This window comes from Arthrobacter crystallopoietes (genome assembly GCF_002849715.1).
GTDB classification, from domain to species: domain Bacteria; phylum Actinomycetota; class Actinomycetes; order Actinomycetales; family Micrococcaceae; genus Crystallibacter; species Crystallibacter crystallopoietes.
The window spans coordinates 2582090-2599001 of sequence record NZ_CP018863.1 but is presented as its reverse complement, the minus strand read 5'-3'; the positions used below and the strand labels follow the sequence as shown (position 1 = coordinate 2599001).

The 16912-nt window shown below is 66.0% G+C and carries 14 protein-coding genes; 6 read left to right on the top strand and 8 right to left on the bottom strand.

Translation table 11 applies throughout. From position 1 onward, the window contains the following. Positions 1 to 53: 53 nt before the first annotated feature. Together yczR and AC20117_RS12170 are read left to right on the top strand one after the other, a co-directional pair. A complete protein-coding gene (gene yczR, locus AC20117_RS12175; protein WP_074699508.1) occupies positions 54 to 1472 on the top strand; it encodes a MocR-like transcription factor YczR in 1419 nt (472 codons plus the stop codon). 144 nt (positions 1473 to 1616) lie between these two features. Further along, entirely contained in the window at positions 1617 to 2852 is a 1236-nt protein-coding gene (locus tag AC20117_RS12170) for an aminotransferase class I/II-fold pyridoxal phosphate-dependent enzyme (RefSeq protein ID WP_074699509.1), read from the top strand. Positions 2853 to 3238: 386 nt separating this feature from the next. Here the strand turns inward: AC20117_RS12170 and AC20117_RS12165 are convergent, their stop codons facing one another. From AC20117_RS12165 to AC20117_RS23320, 7 genes are all read right to left on the bottom strand, one after another. Further along, positions 3239 to 4402, bottom strand: coding sequence for a hypothetical protein (locus AC20117_RS12165; RefSeq protein WP_074699510.1), 1164 nt, complete (start codon positions 4400 to 4402; stop codon positions 3239 to 3241). A gap of 94 nt (positions 4403 to 4496) precedes the next feature. Next, complete coding sequence (locus tag AC20117_RS12160; protein WP_074699511.1) at positions 4497 to 5936, bottom strand: amidase; 1440 nt, start codon at positions 5934 to 5936, stop codon at positions 4497 to 4499. Further along, a complete protein-coding gene (locus AC20117_RS12155; protein ID WP_083339585.1) occupies positions 5933 to 7261 on the bottom strand; it encodes a M20 family metallo-hydrolase in 1329 nt (442 codons plus the stop codon). The genes AC20117_RS12160 and AC20117_RS12155 overlap by 4 nt, the downstream gene beginning before the upstream one ends. A 137-nt stretch (positions 7262 to 7398) precedes the next feature. Next, a complete protein-coding gene (locus AC20117_RS12150; RefSeq protein ID WP_101632592.1) occupies positions 7399 to 8739 on the bottom strand; it encodes an MFS transporter in 1341 nt (446 codons plus the stop codon). Between the two features lie 276 nt (positions 8740 to 9015). Further along, the gene (locus tag AC20117_RS12145) at positions 9016 to 9930 is read right to left on the bottom strand and encodes a LysR family transcriptional regulator (RefSeq protein ID WP_074699512.1); all 915 of its coding nucleotides are present in this window, start codon (positions 9928 to 9930) and stop codon (positions 9016 to 9018) included. Positions 9931 to 9934: 4 nt separating this feature from the next. Then, complete coding sequence (locus AC20117_RS12140) at positions 9935 to 11053, bottom strand: 3-isopropylmalate dehydrogenase (RefSeq protein WP_074699513.1); 1119 nt, start codon at positions 11051 to 11053, stop codon at positions 9935 to 9937. Next, on the bottom strand, positions 11050 to 11700 hold the full coding sequence (locus tag AC20117_RS23320; protein WP_074699514.1) for a GntR family transcriptional regulator: 651 nt from the start codon (positions 11698 to 11700) through the stop codon (positions 11050 to 11052). The genes AC20117_RS12140 and AC20117_RS23320 overlap by 4 nt, the downstream gene beginning before the upstream one ends. Before the next feature lie 238 nt (positions 11701 to 11938). On the opposite strand from AC20117_RS23320, the gene AC20117_RS12130 reads away from it, so the two are divergent. Genes AC20117_RS12130 through AC20117_RS12115 form a run of 4 tightly spaced genes read left to right on the top strand, consistent with a single transcriptional unit; the run spans position 11939 to position 15481 of the window. Further along, complete coding sequence (locus AC20117_RS12130; RefSeq protein ID WP_074699515.1) at positions 11939 to 13390, top strand: aldehyde dehydrogenase family protein; 1452 nt, start codon at positions 11939 to 11941, stop codon at positions 13388 to 13390. Positions 13391 to 13417: 27 nt separating this feature from the next. Then, complete coding sequence (locus AC20117_RS12125) at positions 13418 to 14191, top strand: SDR family NAD(P)-dependent oxidoreductase (RefSeq protein WP_074699516.1); 774 nt, start codon at positions 13418 to 13420, stop codon at positions 14189 to 14191. Positions 14192 to 14224: 33 nt separating this feature from the next. Continuing rightward, a complete protein-coding gene (locus AC20117_RS24125; protein ID WP_074699517.1) occupies positions 14225 to 14995 on the top strand; it encodes a FadR/GntR family transcriptional regulator in 771 nt (256 codons plus the stop codon). A gap of 30 nt (positions 14996 to 15025) precedes the next feature. Next, positions 15026 to 15481 (top strand): hypothetical protein, encoded by a 456-nt coding sequence (locus tag AC20117_RS12115; RefSeq protein WP_074699518.1) that lies wholly within the window; start codon positions 15026 to 15028, stop codon positions 15479 to 15481. Between the two features lie 20 nt (positions 15482 to 15501). On the opposite strand, the gene AC20117_RS12110 is transcribed toward AC20117_RS12115, so the two are convergent. Then, positions 15502 to 16911: an amidase gene (locus tag AC20117_RS12110; RefSeq protein WP_074699519.1), complete on the bottom strand. Its 1410-nt coding sequence runs from the start codon at positions 16909 to 16911 to the stop codon at positions 15502 to 15504. Position 16912 lies beyond the last annotated feature (1 nt).

The window sequence follows — 16912 nt, the reverse complement described above, 5'->3', positions numbered from 1 at the left end:
TACTCCCTCAAAGTGGCCTTCTAAAAAATAGCCAATTGCGAGAGAATGGCCACATGGATGTACAGAACCGGCGGGTCTCCGCCACGCGGCTGCACTCGATGATCGGCCCGCTGGCGGAGGAAGGGCCCGCGTACGCCTCGCTGGCCCGCGGCATCCGCCGGTTGGTGGCCAATGGGCGGATGCTCCACGGAACGGTCCTGCCGAGCGAGCGCGAACTGGTCACGGAGCTGGGCCTGAGCCGCACCACGGTTTCGCGGGCCTACTCGGAGCTGCGGGACCGCGGCTTCGCCACCGCGCGCCAGGGTTCCGGCACCGTCATCACGGTTCCCGGCGGTCCGGCGTCGGGTGGCCAGGAACCGATGCCCGACGGCGCCATCGAGCTGGACGCAGCCGGGCGCCATGCGGTGGATCTGACTTGTGCCGCGCCATCCGCGCCTGTCGGCATGGTGGAGCACTACGAAGCGGCCATGGCTCAGCTGCCTGCCTACATTTCCGGCATGGGCTACTTCCCGCTGGGCCTGCCGGAGCTGCGCAGCGAGATCGCCCGGATGTACCGGCAGCGCGGATTGGAGACCTCGCCGGAACAGATTGTCGTTACCAATGGTGCTCTGGCCGGCTTCGCCGCCGTGATCCGCGCGGTACTGCCTCCCGGCTCCCGGGTGCTGGCGGAAAGTCCAAGCTATCCCAACACCATCGCATCGCTCCGGCACCACGGGGCGCGGGTGTCCGCCGTTCCCATCGGCCCGGACGGAACGGATCTGGAGGCGGTGGGCCAGGCGCTGCGGCGGATCCAACCGGCGGCGATGCTCTGCCTGCCCGACTTCCACAATCCCACCGGAACCCTGCTGGACAACGAAGGCCGCGAACGCTGGGCACGGCAGCTGGATGCAGCCAAGACGGTAGGAATCGTCGATGAGACCGCCGTCGATCTCTGGTGGGACCGCGAGCCCGACGTCAAACCGATGGCCGTATACTCGGATCGCATCGTCTCCATCGGCAGCGCCAGCAAATCACATTGGGGAGGCCTGCGGCTGGGCTGGATCCGCTGCCCCAGGTCGTTGCAGGGCGCAGTGACCAGCATGCGCACTTCACTGGACCTCGGCGCGCCCGTGCTCGAACAGCTGGTCCTCACGCGCATGCTGCAGACCGGGAACGGATTGCCCGATGAATCCCGCAAGCGTATCCGCGCGGAGCGGGACTGGCTTCATGCCACACTCAGCGATCAGCTTCCCGGTTGGAAGGCGAACCTGCCTGCCGGCGGGCTGTCGTTATGGTGGAACCTGCCAGCGCCCCGCTCGACCGTCCTGGCCGAGGCCGCCGCACGGCACGGGGTCCTGCTGGCTCCCGGATCCGTGTTCGCCGTCGAAGACCATGGACTGGAACACTGGATCCGCACCCCGTTTGCGCTTCCGCACGAGGAACTCGAACGTGCCGTTCCCGGCATCGTGGCAGCCTGGCACGAGGTGGCGTAATCCGGGGGTTCTCCGGGCAATGGGAATGCGTTGTCTGTAGGGATGGTCCGGAGGAACATATAACGTACCGCCGCCGCTGGGGGCTCCGGCACGGGAAGTCATCAGTCCGCCGACCCGATCGGCACGGCATCGAAGGACAATCCCATGACCACGGCACAATCCGGCGTACACGCTTCCGGGGCACCGGGAACTGCAGCTTCGCAACGGGCAGCGGCCATCGCAGCCATCCCGTCCTACCAACTGATCAACACGTTCCTGAACAACTCGCTCTATGCGCGCCGCAAGTTCGAGCCGACCGCCTGCGATTTCGGCTTCGGCAATCCCCACCAGATGCCTCAGGACGAGTACGTGACTGCGCTGCGGGACGTGCTGACACCGCGGAACAACGAGTGGTTCGCGTACAAAACCAACCTGCCGGAGGCCCAGGATGCTGCGGCGGCTTCGCTGCAGCGGCTCCTGGACGTGCCCTTCGAGCCCGAGCACATCTATCTCTCCACCGGAGGCTTCACTGCCATCGCGTTGGCGTTGAAAGCCGTGACCGACCCCGGTGACGAGGTTATCTACAGCCTGCCGCCGTGGTTCTGCTACGAGCCGATCCTCGTGGAGTCCGGACTGACACCAGTGAAGGTCAGGATCAATCCCGAAACCTTCGACCTCGATCTGGACGCGATCGCCGGGGCCATCACGCCGCGGACGCACGTGGTGATCATCAACTCGCCCAACAATCCCACCGGCCGCATTTACCCGCCGGAACTGCTGGCCAGGCTGGCCGCGCTGCTGGAGGAGGCCTCGGCCCGGAACGGCCGCCGCATCTACCTTGTCTCCGACGAGGCCTACAACCGGATCGTCTACGACGGCCTGCGCTTTCACAGTCCGGTGGAGTTCTACCCGTTCACACTGTTGGCCTATTCGTATGGCAAGACCCACCTCGCGCCCGGCGAGCGGATCGGTTACCTCGCCCTTCCGCCCACGATGCCCGACCGGGACCAGCTCCAGGCTGTCATCCAGGCACTGCAATTGGCCACGGGCTGGGTCTATCCCAATGCGACGCTTCAATATGCGCTGCCGCAGCTGGAAACGTTCTCCATCGACGTCGGCCGGTTGCAGCGCAAACGCGACGTCATGGTGGATGCCTTGGCAGGGATGGGCTACAAGGCGAAGAGATCGGAAGGCTCCTTTTACCTCTACATGGAATCCCCCGTGCCCTACGACATGGCTTTCACCGAAAGACTGGCGGCCAAGGATGTCTTCGTCTTTCCGGGCGTCATGTTCGAGACACCGGGCTTCTTCCGCATATCGCTGACGGCCAACGAAGACATGATTGAACGCAGCCTGCCGATCTTCCGCACCGCTATCGAGGAGGCGGAGTCCAGCGGGTAGGCAGCACCGCATTCCGTAGACGGGCGCGGAATGCGGTGCTGGTCTGTTTTCACCAATCCCAAGCTTTAGTCATCTGAATTCACCCTTTCGAGGGGTTCGGGGAGGCCGCGGAGGATATCCCGCTAGATGTTCAGGGGTCCGCGTCAAGACGCGGACGGGAATCGATTGCCACGCAAACACTTCAGGCAGACGGCCGGCACGGCTGTAAACCAGAGGTCAGGAGGGCACGATGTAGCCACGGATGGATATCCAGGGCTGCTAGAAGCGCTGCCTAAGGGGAGAAAGGGTTAGCTGCTCGGACCGGTTGGCGCGGCGACATGGACGCGGGCGCTGGGGATCGACCTGCAGAAACCGGCCGCCGGAAGCCCGGCGCAGCAGGAAGAAGATCAGTCAGGCGTCGAGCCGGGATCAAACACCGGCGACGCAGGCAGAGCTACAGATTCGGCCCTGTGGGCCAGGCCAGCGGCGACCCACTGGTATTTCCCGCCCGTCAGGTAAGCATCCGCCGATCCGTGGCCGGCAGATCCACCGCCGCCACCACCTGACGAACCACCGCTCGTGGCCGGGAACGCAGCCACCGGAATTGGCCCCGCTGTTGGGGAAGGAACTTCAGTGGCCCGGCTGATGCCGGCAGCAGCATCGGGTGCCGGGAGCTGCACAATGTCCATGCTGGGAGGCTGAGCTTGGAGATCGACGGCCTCCGCAACCCCAACGGATCCTTCCGGACCATCCGAGGGGAATGAAATTTCTTGGCCTGCTGTCCGGTCTGGCGCCTCTTCGACTCCAGTCGAGCCAGAGGGTTTCTTCGGGCTCGTCTCAACAACCGGCGAGGCAGGTTCTGCCTGGGTAGGCACCGGCTCCGCTGCAGGCTCGGCCGGTGTTGGCTCTGCGGGGGCAGGCTCCGAGTCCGTGACAGGAACTGCTGGAGACTCGGGCAAAATCGGGACGGCGGGGCTGAGTTCGTCGGTCACCGGTTCGAGCACTTGTTCAACAGGAGCAGTGATTACCTCGATGGGGGCGGTGACAACGTCAACGGCACCATCCAACTGGCCGACGACGGCGTCAGTGACAGTATTCAGGGGCTGCTCCGGCAGGACGGCGGGCAGACCTGCGTCCTGCACGGCTGCATCGAGATGCTCCACCGTGGCATCCAGTTCCTGGACCACGGTCTCCGCCGCCGGCACGACCGGTTGGACGGCTTCCGTCGCCGGGGCCTCGATTACGGGTGCGGCATCCTCGACGGCGGCCCCGACTTCCTGAATTACACCAAGATCAGCCGGAGCCGGCTGGGCTGCAGGCGCCGGGGTCCCGGACGGATCAGGAGTGGCTTGACCGACCACTGCGTTGACCGCTGCAACTGCGGGATCGGTCAATTCTGCGGCCGGTTTTTCCGCTGCTTGAAGCGCCGTTTCGACAGCCGTCAGACCGGCGGATTCGTCGGAAGCAGCCGCCGTCGTTGTTGAAAAGAACGTCCATCCCAGCGCGCCGAGACCGGCGGCGAGGAGAACGCGGGCAGAGACAGCAGCTGGCTTCGCTAGGCGGTTTCCCATGGCTGTCCCCCTCCCCCGCATGGAACGTGCAATCAATGTAAGCATGCTTTGCATGTGATGTAAACAACACGGATCTCCTGCGCCAGCGGCAGCCCTACAGCGGTGGCAGCTTTCCGGCCCAGGGGCGGGCCTGCTCCACGGCGGCGCCGACGCGGAAGACCGTGAGGTCGTCATAGGGGTGGCCGACGATCTGCACGCCGGTGGGCACGCCGACGTCGGACAGTCCGCTGGGGACGGCGAGCACCGGGCAGCGGTTGTTGATGTTGAACGGGGCGGTCATGTGCGCCTGCCAGTAGTGGTCCAGGTGCACTCCCCCGACGTCGATCCCGTCGAGGTAATCCTCGTCGGCCTTCAGCGCCGAGACCGCGGACGCGGGACAGAGCAGGGCATCGAACCCGGCCATGGCGGTGGCGAGCTGCGCCTGGATGCGCGTCTCGGCCTTCAGCCCGTCGAGCAGGCTGTTGCGCGTTGCGGCGGCACGGGCGTCGGCCATGAAGCGGCGGGTGTAGGGGGCGAGCTGGTCCTCGCTGCCGGCAGTCGCTTCCTGCATCGCAGTACCGAGGAGGTGGCCGAAGTGCGTGAAGATGGTTTCGCTGATCTCCCGGCTGGACCAGGGCAGGTCGATTTCAACGACGACGGCGCCGGCTGCTTCCAGCGCAGCGGCGACGGCACGCGTGTTGGCTTCCACATCGGCCATGACCGGGTAGTCGCCGAGGCGGACGCACAGAGCGATGCGCATGCCGTCGACCGGGCCGAACTCCAGCGGCAACGGTTCGGCCGGACCCACGGAGGTGTGGTCGATCGGGTGCGGTCCGGACATGACGTTGGTCAGCAGCGCGGTGTCAGCGACCGTGCGCGCCATCGGCCCGTCGCCGCGGTACCAATCATTTGAAAGCGGCGGCATCCCGGGGATCCGTCCGTACGGTGCCTTGAACCCGACGTTCCCGGTGAAGGATGCGGGCAGCCGGGTGGAACCGGCGATATCCGACGCCGTGGCCAGCGTGGCCATGCCGGCGGCCAGCGCGGCGCCGGCCCCACCTGAGGACCCACCCGGCGAGTACTCCGGATTCCAGGGGTTCCGGGTGACGCCCCACATCGGGCTGTGCGTGATGGTGGCGCAGCTGAACTCGGGCGACGTGGTCCGGGCATGGATGATTCCGCCCGCGGCCTTGATCCGCTCGACCACCGGATGGTCGGCAGCTGCGACGTCGTCAGCGCAGGACAGCAGGCCTTGGCTCAGGCTGCGTCCGGCGATGGCATGCTTCTCCTTGGTTGCGATGGGCAGGCCCAGCAGGGCTGAACCGGCAGCGGAACCCGAGCCCCCGCCGTCGTAATCCCCGCGCTGGTAGCGTTGCTCGGCGTCTCGGGCGGCGGCGAGGGCGTCGCCGAACATGGTCTCGGTGAACGCGTTGACGGTCCCGTTGGTTTCCGCGGTGCGCTCGACGACGGACTCCATCAGCTCCACCGGGGAGAGATCGCGGGAACGGAACAGCCGCAGCGCCTCGACCGCGCTCAGGTAATGCGGCTTGCTCATGCCGTGGCTCCTGCGGTGGCGACGGCGCCGGAGGAATCGGCAACGACGGCGGCGGAGGTAGCGTCGCCTTCGGCGGCCGGGATCGACCCCCCGTCCAGCAGCGCGCCGTTGACCAGCTCCAGCGCCACCTCGGTCAGCGCGTCGAGCCCGGCCAGCATGTCCGCGTCCGTGGTGAACTCCCGCTCGCAGTGCGAGACGCCGTCCACGGACGGAATGAACATCATCACCGACGGGACAATCCGGTTCATCGCCACCGAATCGTGCCCGGCCATCGTCTGGATCCGGCGCACGCCCAGGCCCAGGTTGGCCGCCATCTTCTCGGTCAGCTCCACGCCGGATTCCGGGTAGTACTGATTGGCGCGGATGTCGAAGTCCTTCACGTTGATCCGGATGTCGTGCTCCTCGGCGAGCGCGGCGACGTCCGCCAGCAGGCTGTCCCGCGCGGACTTTACGATCTCGGGGCTGTTGGAACGCAGGTCCGCCACCAGGTGCACCCGGCGCGCCACCACAATGGGCGAGTTCGGCTCCAGTGTCAGCTGCCCCACCGAGGAAACCAGCGCTTCCTCCTCGAAGTTCCCGGTGACATCGTGGACCATCAGGACAATCTTGGACGCCGCCACCAGCGCGTCGTGCCGGTCCGCCATCGCGGTGGCGCCGGTGTGGGACTGCTCGCCGAGCACCTCGATGTCCAGCTTCTGCGTGTACCAGCTGGAGTCCACCGCGCCGATGGTCAGGCCCTCGCGCTCCAGGATGCGGCCCTGCTCGATGTGGATCTCCGCGTAGCTCACCGGCTCCGGCGCCTCGTCCGTGCCGAGGTAGCCTATCCCCGTGAGCGCCTCGCGCACCGAAACACCCTGCAGGTCCCGCACGTCCAGCATCTGCCCGCGGTCCATGATCCCTGCGTAGACCGAGCTGCCCATGATCGACGGGGCAAACCGCCCGCCCTCCTCGTTGAACCAGTTGACCACCGCCAGGTTGAACGGCGGCAACTCTCCGCCGGCACGCACGTTCGCCTCGATCCGGGCCGCGGCATGCAGCCCGGCGAGCACGCCGTACGCGCCGTCAAAGCGCCCGCCCAGCGGCTGGCTGTCCAGGTGCGAGCCGATCAGCACGAACTTCGCCCCGGGCCGGAATTCCAGCAGCGCGAACATGTTGCCGATGCCGTCCACCCGCACCTCCCAGCCGTGCTCGGCCGCGAACCCGGCGAACCAGTCGCGCGTCTGCCGGTCCTCGTCGGTGCCGGCCTGGCGGTGCACCCCGTTGTTCGGCGTTGCGCCGATGGTGGCCACGTGGTGGAAGTCCTGGAGGAAGGCTTCGGCTGTCATGGTGGAACTCCTGTAAGGCTGAGGGACCGGCAGCACAGGCCGGCGAAGGCGATAAGGGCAAAGGCGATGAGCGTGAAGGTGATAAATGCGTTGGCAGAGAATGACGGCGGAAGGCGGGCTCCCGCCGTCGTTCTTCGTCAGCCCAGGCGGCCGCGGGTTTCCGGGACCTTGGTCAGCGTGAGCAGCAGGAACACGATGACCGCTGCCCCGCAGAGCCAGAACGCCGGCGAGAAGCCGATCCCGGTGGCGGTGACCAGGGCGGTGCCGATGAACGGGGCCGTGCCGCCGAAGAGCGCGTAGCCCAGGTTGTAGCTGACCGCGGCGGAGGTGAAGCGGGTCTTCGTGCTGAAGATCTCGACGAAGAAGGTGTAGCAGCCGCCGCCGTAGATGCACAGCGGGACCACGAAGAGCAGCTGTCCCAGCATGGCCAGGCCGAAGGAACCGCTGGTCACCAGCATGAAGCAGGGGAAGGCCAGCAGGGCGATCGCGGCGGACCCGGCGACCAGCATCGGCTTGCGGCCCACCCGGTCGCCGATGATTCCGCCGATCGGCAGCAGCAGCGCGTAGAACAGCATCGCCGCGGCGTTGGCCATCAGGGACGCCTCGCGGCTGAGGTTGCCGGTGGTCTGCACGTAGCCGACGAAGTAGCCGGAGAGGAAGTAGAAGCCCATCGCGGTCAGGCCCATGACGAAGATGACCTGCAGCATCCGCACCTTGTTCTCGCGGAACGCGTCGCGGATGGGACTGTATTCCTTCTGCTCGGCCTTCGCGGCGACCTGCTTGAAGGCCTCGGACTCCTCGGTCTTGGAGCGGATCCACACGCCGAACAGGGACAGCGGCAGCGCCAGCAGGAACGGAATGCGCCAGCCCCAGGCGAAGAATGCATCGTCGGACAGGCTCTGGCTGAGGATCAGGATCATCGCGCCGGCCACCACGGACGGCAGCGCGGTGGCCGCCAGCGTGATGTTGAGCCAGAAGCCGCGGCGGTTGACCGGGGCGTGCTCGAACACGAAGGCCGGCGCGCCCACGGATTCACCGCCAGCGGAGAAGCCCTGCAGCAGCCGGCAGAGCACCAGCAGCGCCGGGGCGAGCGCGCCCACCGCGGCGTACGGCGGCAGCAGGCCGATCGCTGCGGTCGCCCCGCCGATGGTCACCAGCGTGATGTAGAGGACCTTGCGCCGGCCGATCCGGTCGCCCAGCTGGCCGAAAAACAGGCCGCCAATGGGACGGGCGATAAAGGCGACGCCGAAGGTGGCGAACGTGGCCAGCAGGCCGATCAGGGCGTTCTCGCCCGGGAAGAACAGCTGCGAAAGCGTCACTGCGGACAGCCCGTACAGGGCGAAATCGTAGAACTCGATGAACTGCCCCACGCTGCCGCCGGCCAGGACGCGCTTCTGCATCCCGGTGGTCTTGCCGGACTGCGCGAAGGCCGCGGCGCTGGCGGCTCCGGGCCGCACGGTGGTTTCTTTGGTGGTCATCGCTGCCACCCTTCGGAGCGTGAATTGCCGGGGCCGGCGGGGTCTTGCAGAACGTGGCGGAAACATGACTGGTGAACTCGCACTGCGGTTCCTCCTGTGTGTTTTTGCTGAGGTCGGGCCGGTCCACGGCGTCTTTGCCGGAATTCAGGACCGCCGCTGGGGAGACCTCTTCGGGATGCATTCCAGTCTGTGTGATAGCGCTCACAGCTGTCTAATTCATTATTTCTGCAACTCTTATCGATGTTCTCGATGCGAAGTACGACGGCGGCGGCTCACCTACCGCTCGGCGCCGTACAACTGTTTGCACACGGCTTCGAATGCCAGCGCGCGGCGGGTCGCCCGCATCCCCTCCGGACGCACCAGCACCACCTCGATGCCCGGCACCTCGTCCACGAGCCGCAGCGGCACCACGCGTCCGCCGGCGTAGGTCAGATCGTGGTGCAGCCGCTGGTTCAGCAGCGAGTACCCGTGCCCGCGGGCCACGAAGGAGCGCACGGTCTCGTAGCCGGACACCCGGTGCCGGACGTTCGGCTTCACCCCCGCCAGCTGGAACAGCTGCAGGTAGTACTCGCGGGTATGCGGCAGGTCCAGCAGGATCATCGGCTCCTGCTCGAGGTCCCGCAGCGCCACCCCCTGCTCCGGATTCGCCGCCAGCGGATGCTCCTCGTGGACCAGCACATGCGCCGGAACACGCTCCACCAACTGGGTACTGACTCCTCCGCCGAGCCCGAGCGTGTACATCAACGCCAGCTCGCAGTGCCCCTCCAGCAGCGACCGGCGCAGGAACTCCTGGTCGCCCTCAAGGAAGGACACCTGCACATCCGGATACTGCCGCTCGAAGGCCTGCAGGATCACCGGCGCCCGGAACGGCGCCAAGGGCGTAAAGATGCCCACCGTCAGCTCCCCCGTCAGGTTCTCCGCGAGCCCCCGGGCCGATTCGTACAGCGAATCCACATGTTCCAGGAACGCCGGCAGTTCCTGCGCGAACTGCTTGCCGGAAGGACTCAACCTTAGCCCCCGCTGCGAAAGCCTGATGAACAGCTGCACGCCCAGCTCCTGCTCCAGCTGCGAGATCGCGTTGGACAGCGCCGACTGGGTGATGTTCAGCCGCTGGGCCGCGGCCGTCATGTTCTCGGTCTCGGCCACCACGGCAAAGTAGCGCAGCTGGATCAGCGTGAAGGGCTTGGGCATTCGGCTATTTCACCTTCAAACCGGCCAGATCCTCCATGACCGAGCGGCCGGCAACCGGCGGCAGGCCAGCTCCAACCAGGGCGGCGATTTCCTTGCCGACACCGGCGGTGTCGGTCCCCATGCCCGGCCCGGAGAGCTCCGGCAGGCCGGCGAGAACTTGGACGGCGGCGGCTTCAATGGCCAGCGCAGCCTCTTGCTCGCCCAACTGTGCCAGACACATTGCGGTGGAGAGTACCGCGCCCACGGGATTGGCCCAGCCCTTGCCCGCGATGTCCGGGGCAGAACCATGGATCGCTTCGAACATGCTGGGCGCCGAGCCATCCAGATTCAGATTCGCACTGGCGGCCACGCCCAGCCCGCCCTGGATGACGGCTCCAAGGTCGGTAATGATGTCGCCGAAGAGGTTGTCCGTGACCACAACGTCGAAGCGTTCCGGTGCCACGGGCAGATGGAAGCACATGGCATCCACGTGCACGTAGTCCACCTCGACCTCCGGGTACTTGACGCTGAGATCGTCCACGGTGTCCTGCCAAAGGTTGCCCGCCTCGATCAGGATGTTTTTCTTGTGGCACAGCGTCAGCTTCCCGCGGCGGCTGGACGCCAGCCGGAATGAATAGTCCACCACGCGTTCAATCCCGGGACGCGTGTTGACGGATTCCTGCACGGCCACCGCATTGGGCGTCCCGGCATGGACCGTGGAGCCTTGGCCCACATACGCGCCCTCGGTGTTTTCCCTTACGATCACCAGATCGCAGCGCTCCGGAGTCAGTCCGGCGATCGGCGTCGCCACCCCCGGGTAGAGCTTGACCGGGCGCAGATTCACGGCCTGCTGGAAGGCCTTCCGCATGGCAAGAATGAACCCACGCTCCAAAATTCCAGGTTTGACGGCGGGATCCCCCATGGCGCCGAACAGGATGGCGTCGTGTCCGCGCAGCCGCTCTTCGAGATCCGAAGTCCACAGTTCGCCGGTGCGCAAGTAATGCTGGGCACCGGCGTCGTACTGCGTCAGTTCCGCCGTGAAGCCGAACGCGCTTTCCGCGGCCGCCAGCACCATCAGGGACGCGTCCATCACCTCGGGGCCGATACCGTCTCCGGGGATGACGGCGATGTTGTGGGTTCTCACTGGGGCTGCCTTTCCTGCTGCATCATGATGTCGAGTTGTTGGGCCAAGTACGTGCGGATGTGCCGTTCCGCCTCATCCGGCGCACGCTGCCGCAAGGAATTTACGACGGCGGCGTGGGCACCTACGGTGTCCAGCGCCGTTTCCGCGGTGAGTCCGTAGCTTGGACGGAACACTTCCTCCGTCATCCGAACCAGGCTCACGTGCTTCTGCAGATAGCTGTTGCCGGAGACTTCGAGCAGGACTGCATGGAAGCGCGAAACCAGTCGATGGAACCGCGGTCCGGCAGCCCCCCGCTGCTCGTCGATTAGCCGGTCCAGTTCCGCCAGCGTCCCGGGAGTCAATCGCGGGCAGGCCGGCCGGCAGGCAGCAGTTTCCAACGCCTCGCGGAAAACGTAGGCGTCCTGAAGCTGGGCAGGAGTGGCCGTTGCCACGGAAGCACTGCCCGCCGAATCGAGGACAACAATCCCGTCCTGTTCGAGCACCCGCAGTGCTTCGCGCAGCGGGGTCCGGCTAAGTCCGAGCTCGGCGGAGAGACCGGCCTGGGTAAGCCGCTCCCCAGGTTGGTAGCGGCCGGCGAAAACCCGCTCGCGGATCAGCGCGGCCGTTTCCTCCACCAGGGAGACGCTGCTGCGCCATGCCGAAGTCATCGATACCGTCCGTGGGTCGGCTGGAGTACCTGCTGATAAAGCCGGGATCCAGAAGAGAGTTGTTGGCTCCGACTGTTCCCGGCCATCCGAAACTTGTCAACGGTTGCGGCAAAAATGACGCCACTCCAACCGGAAATAGTGAAACTGATTGACCGCGTACTCCTGCTCTGGCTAACCTTGTGCATCTACTGGTCAGACCAGCTGAACGCAGACCACGACCTCAACGGCGAAGGCAGGAATGGTGTCCCCCTACTTGAACGCATACCCGGACGGACTACCTGTAGGTGATGATTGGGCGCCCTGTGAAGACAGCGCAGACGTGGTCTTCCCCTTCGACGGCTCGGTGGTGGCCAAGGCGCCGGTGGGGACCGTGGAGCATGCGCGGCTGGCCCTCGATGCGGCAGAAAAGGCCTCCGCCGAGACCGCCAAGCTCAGTGCCGGCAAGAAGCGTGCGGTTCTGATGGCGGTCCACGATGCGCTTGCCGCCCGCAGCACCGAGCTTGAAGAGCTGCTGGTCCTGGAAACCGGCAAGCCCTTGGTCGACTGCCGTACCGAGGTCGCCCGGACCCTGACTACGTGGGCCGCAGCGGCAGAGGAAGTGGCCCACACGCACGGCGAAACCGTGCCGTTGGATCTGCAGCCCCTCGGCGAGGGCATGGTGGGGTACTGGACGCGGCGACCCGCCGGCGTCGTTGTTGGCATCGCCGGTTTCAACTATCCGCTGTTGCTGGCGAGCCACAAGCTCGCACCGGCCATCGCGGCCGGCTGCCCGATCATCATCAAGCCCGCCCCGAATACTCCCCTGGCCACGCTGTGGGCGGTGCATCTGATCCGCGAGGTCCTCGCCGACCACGGTGTCACGTCCGCCGCCGTGCAACTGGTCACCGGCGGCATCGAGGTGGGCGAAACGCTCGTGGGCGACCCACGCGCCGCCGTCGTTTCCTTCACCGGCTCGGCGGCGGTCGGCCACCAGATCGCGAAGAACGCGGCACCGCGCAAGGCCGTGCTGGAGCTCGGTTCCAATACCGGCTTCATCGTTGCCGCTGATGCCGTCATCGCCGACGCGGTCGATGCAGTGCTCCGCGGCGGCTTCTATGCCAATGGCCAGGCGTGCATTTCCGTCCAGCGGATTGTCCTGGAGCAGCCGATCGCGGCCGAATTCGAGCAGGCGCTGCTGGCCCGGCTGGGTGAGGTGACCGTCGGCGACCCCCGTTCGCCGGATACCCGCGTTGCCCCGGTCATCAATGAGGCCTCCACTCAGCGCATCATGGACTGGATCGGCAACGCCACCGCCCGCGGTGCACGGATGCTGGCCGGCGGACAAAGGGTCGGCCGGAGCATCCAGCCCACTGTGATGGCAGACGTCCCCGCCGATGCAGAGCTGTGGTGCGAGGAGATCTTCGGGCCTGTGGTCTGCCTGCAGAGCGTCTCGGACGTGGACGCGGCGATCGAGCTGGTCAACCAGTCGCGCTACGGCCTGCAGGCCGCCGTCTACACCAAGTCGCTGGAAACCGCCTTCCGCGCCGTCAACGAGCTGGAAGTCGGCGGCGTCGTCGTCAATGAAATTCCGGGGTTTCGGTCCGACATCATGCCCTACGGCGGGGTGAAGGATTCTGGCATCGGTCGCGAGGGACCGCGTTTCGCCATCGAGGAATTCACCGTGACCCGCATGGCCATGATCAGACCGTAAGCCCCGCTCTCCACGAAGGATCCACGAATGGACTACACCCAGCTCTTCCAGTTTTCCGGCGACCGCGTCCTGGTGATCGGCGCCGGCAGCGGCATCGGCCGCGAGGCAGCCCTGGCCCTCGGCGCACACGGCGCCACCGTCGTTTGTGCCGACAGGGATAGTACGACGGCGGCAGAGACTGCCGCCATGATCGGCGGCTCCGCGATCGCCACCCAGCTGGACGTTTTGGACCTCGATGCTGTCCGTGCCGCGGCGGATGAATTCAGCGACATTTCCGCCCTGGTCTTCACCGCCGCCATGAACGTACGCAAGCGGATCGCGGACTACACCATGGAGGAGTTCGACCGCGTGGTGAACCTGAACCTGCGCTCCTCTTTCTCACTGATCCAGGCCTTTGCGCCCAAGATGGCGGCCAATGGCGGCGGTTCCATCATCGGGTTCGCTTCCATCCGCGCCTACGTCGTGGAGCCGGGGCAAGGAGTCTACGCGGCAACCAAGGCCGCTCTGGTGCAGCTAGCGCGGACCGCCGCCGCCGAATTCGGGCCCGATGGCGTACGCGTAAACGTGATCGCGCCCGGCGTGGTCGAGACGCCGCTGACCGCCCAGATCAAGAACAACCCCGAGTGGTACAACGCCTATGCCCAGAAGGGCGCACTGGGCCGCTGGTCCAAGCCGGAAGAGCTCGCCGGCGCCGTGGTGTACCTGGCCTCGAACGCCTCCAACTACGTGACGGGTTCAGTGCTCATGGTGGACGGCGGCTGGACCGCGGTAGACGGCCGCTTCGACCCGCCGAATTCCTAGACTGGATCGGGAGATTTCAGGGAGGGCACGTTGATGGGCGAGACACCAACGGCGCAGTCGGCGCCGAAAGCGCGCGCTTTCGAAGCGATCGTCCAGCATGTTGAACAAGCGGTTCTCAGCGGTGAGCTAAAAACCGGCGACAGACTGCCTGGCGAACGTGAACTCGTCACCCGCTTCGAGGTCAGCCGCTCCTCCGTCCGCGAGGCCATGCGCGTCCTCGAAAGCAGCGGCCTCGTTGCGGCACGTCCCGGCGATCCGCGGGGCGCCGTCATCCTCGCGCCGACCGCCGCGCCGCTGCGCAAGCTCATGACGCGGCTGACGCAGGCGTCCTCGTCCAGCCTGTCCGATCTGCTGATTTATCGTATGACCCTCGAGTCCGCCGCGAACTCTCTGGCGGCAACCCGGCGCACCGAGGCGGACCTGCTGCAACTGGAGAAGGCGATGGCCCGGATGCGCCAAGCCCGGCAGCAGGGCCAGCAGGCCTTCAGCCAGGCAGACCTGGACTTCCACGATGTAGTGGCCCGGGCCAGCGGCAACACAATGATCCAGATCTCCGGCGAAGCCGTGCGCCAGTCCATCGAGGAGCTCATCACGTCGTCCATCCAGGAGAGCGGGGATGACCGCGAGCTGATGCTGCGGACCATCGCCCACCACAGCGATGTCTTCGACGCCATCCGCAACCGCGACGCGCATCTGGCCGAGCACCTGGCCCGGAGCAGCCTTTTCGAGTACTACGGGCATCTGCTCCAGGACGCAGATCGTGAGGCACTGGCGGCGCTGGCCTCGTTCGGTACGCCGGAATAGGTTGCTGCACCTCCCGGTAGACGCGCCGATTTGCGCCTGATCGCAAGCCTTGTCAGGGTCTGGATTCAGGCGCAGACTATTGCATCGGCAGAACTAGAGTTAGGTGCGACCATGCCAAGCTTCGCTCAGTTCGTCGCCATCCGCGACGATCTCTTTCTTCTTCCTGACCCGGCAAACAACTCCATCAGTGACCTGCACATCAAGAACATCGACTGTCATGGAGTTGAAAGGAGCCGCTCTGCACTTCTGCTCTTTCGGCTCAAGGTCAATAATGTGGTTCGTTTACTGATGCATTTCAACGACCACGAACACATCGTCGACTACAACTTTGATCCCCCGGAGCCAGAAGCCACTCGACCGCGATCATGGCATGAGGTTATTCCCGGAAACCATCTGAGAGACACTGACAACGTGCTAACAATCGCGGTCCAGGGCGAAGGGAGCGTTGAAATCTCGGATCTAGTGGTCGTATACCACTCTCGCTGACGCGGCTGCCAGGCAGGCCGTTAATCCAGGCTGCCCCAGTCCGGAACCGCTACGGCAGGACGTGCGCTTTCGTACCATGCCGCCGCTCGCAGCACGTCGTCGTCCGCGCCTACCCGGCCGGAGAGCTGCACGCCAATCGGCCGCCCGTCGGAGGTAAAACCGCAGTTGACCGTGGCCGCCGGCTGCCCGGACATGTTGTACGGCACGGTGAAGGCGATGTGCGCCATCGTCCGGTCGGGATCGTCCACCGGCATGGGCTGCTCGGCGGGGAAGGCAGCCATCGGTGCGACCGGCGAGATAACGACGTCGTACTCGGCCGTGGCCGCGATCGTCGCCTTCTGCATCTGGTCAATACTGCCGAAGTTTCGAATGGTTTCAGCGCCGTCGAACTGCGAACCGCCTTGGCACCAGCGGGCGATGTACGGCAGGACCTTCTGCTGCTCGGCCGCGGGGAGTTCGCGGTAGTCCGCCCAGGACCGGGTCCGCCAGAACCGGTCCAGCCGGTCCAGCATGTCCTGGTCGATGAACGGTTCCAAACTCTCCACATGGGCGCCGGCGTCCGCGAAGTGCTCGGCCACCGCCTTCACGGCCGCAAGCACCTCAGGATCAACCGCAGCTCCCGCGTTCGCCTCCGTCTGCAGGGCCACCTTGAGCGAGGACACGTCCAAGTCGCCCACGGTCCAGTCCATGGGAGGGTAGGGCCGGGCGGTGTAGTCGCGGATATCCGGCTGGCCCAGAATGGTCATGAACAGCGCGGCGTCGGCCACGGTTCGGGCCATCGGACCGGCGGCCCGGCCGATGTAGGGAACATCCAATGGGATGAGGCCGGCGCTCGGCTTCAACGTCGCGAGGCCCTGCCACGCACCCGGCAGCCGGATGGACCCGCCGATGTCCGTGCCCACGTGCAGCGGGCCGTATCCTGCTGCGGCCGCGGACCCGGCGCCGGAGCTTGAGCCGCCCGTGGTCCAGGCCGGATTCCACGCGCTGCGCGAGATGCCATGCAGGCTGGAAACGCCGGAGGAGAGCATGCCCCAGTCGGGCATAGTGGTGGATCCGACGATCACGCCCCCGGCCTCAAGAATCCGGTCCGTAATCGGAGAGTTGTTCTGCGGCACCTTCGGGTTGGACAGCGCCGTTCCGGAGGGCATCGGCACGCCCGCCCGTGCGATGTTTTCCTTCACCGACACCGGTACGCCATCCAGGGGGCCGCGCTGTGATCCTTCCAGCCAGCGCCGTTCGCTGGCCTTCGCGTCCTTGCGGACAGCCTCCGGTTCGAACTGGTAGAGGGCGTTGAGAACCGGCTCCCGCTCTTCGATCCGCGCGATCACCGCATCGGCGACGTCCACCGGGGAGAGTTCCTTCGCGGCGTATGCTTCCCCGAGTTCCCGGGCAGAAAGGTCGTGGAGCGTTGTTGAAGATAGCGGGGACATG

Coding starts and splice junctions, on each gene's coding strand:
- yczR (WP_074699508.1), top strand. CDS start 54: ATGGATGTACAGAACCGGCGGGTCTCCGCCACGCGGCTGCACTCGATG.
- AC20117_RS12170 (WP_074699509.1), top strand. CDS start 1,617: ATGACCACGGCACAATCCGGCGTACACGCTTCCGGGGCACCGGGAACT.
- AC20117_RS12165 (WP_074699510.1), bottom strand. CDS start 4,402: ATGGGAAACCGCCTAGCGAAGCCAGCTGCTGTCTCTGCCCGCGTTCTC.
- AC20117_RS12160 (WP_074699511.1), bottom strand. CDS start 5,936: ATGAGCAAGCCGCATTACCTGAGCGCGGTCGAGGCGCTGCGGCTGTTC.
- AC20117_RS12155 (WP_083339585.1), bottom strand. CDS start 7,261: ATGACAGCCGAAGCCTTCCTCCAGGACTTCCACCACGTGGCCACCATC.
- AC20117_RS12150 (WP_101632592.1), bottom strand. CDS start 8,739: ATGACCACCAAAGAAACCACCGTGCGGCCCGGAGCCGCCAGCGCCGCG.
- AC20117_RS12145 (WP_074699512.1), bottom strand. CDS start 9,930: ATGCCCAAGCCCTTCACGCTGATCCAGCTGCGCTACTTTGCCGTGGTG.
- AC20117_RS23320 (WP_074699514.1), bottom strand. CDS start 11,700: ATGACTTCGGCATGGCGCAGCAGCGTCTCCCTGGTGGAGGAAACGGCC.
- AC20117_RS12130 (WP_074699515.1), top strand. CDS start 11,939: ATGGTGTCCCCCTACTTGAACGCATACCCGGACGGACTACCTGTAGGT.
- AC20117_RS12125 (WP_074699516.1), top strand. CDS start 13,418: ATGGACTACACCCAGCTCTTCCAGTTTTCCGGCGACCGCGTCCTGGTG.
- AC20117_RS24125 (WP_074699517.1), top strand. CDS start 14,225: ATGGGCGAGACACCAACGGCGCAGTCGGCGCCGAAAGCGCGCGCTTTC.
- AC20117_RS12110 (WP_074699519.1), bottom strand. CDS start 16,911: ATGTCCCCGCTATCTTCAACAACGCTCCACGACCTTTCTGCCCGGGAA.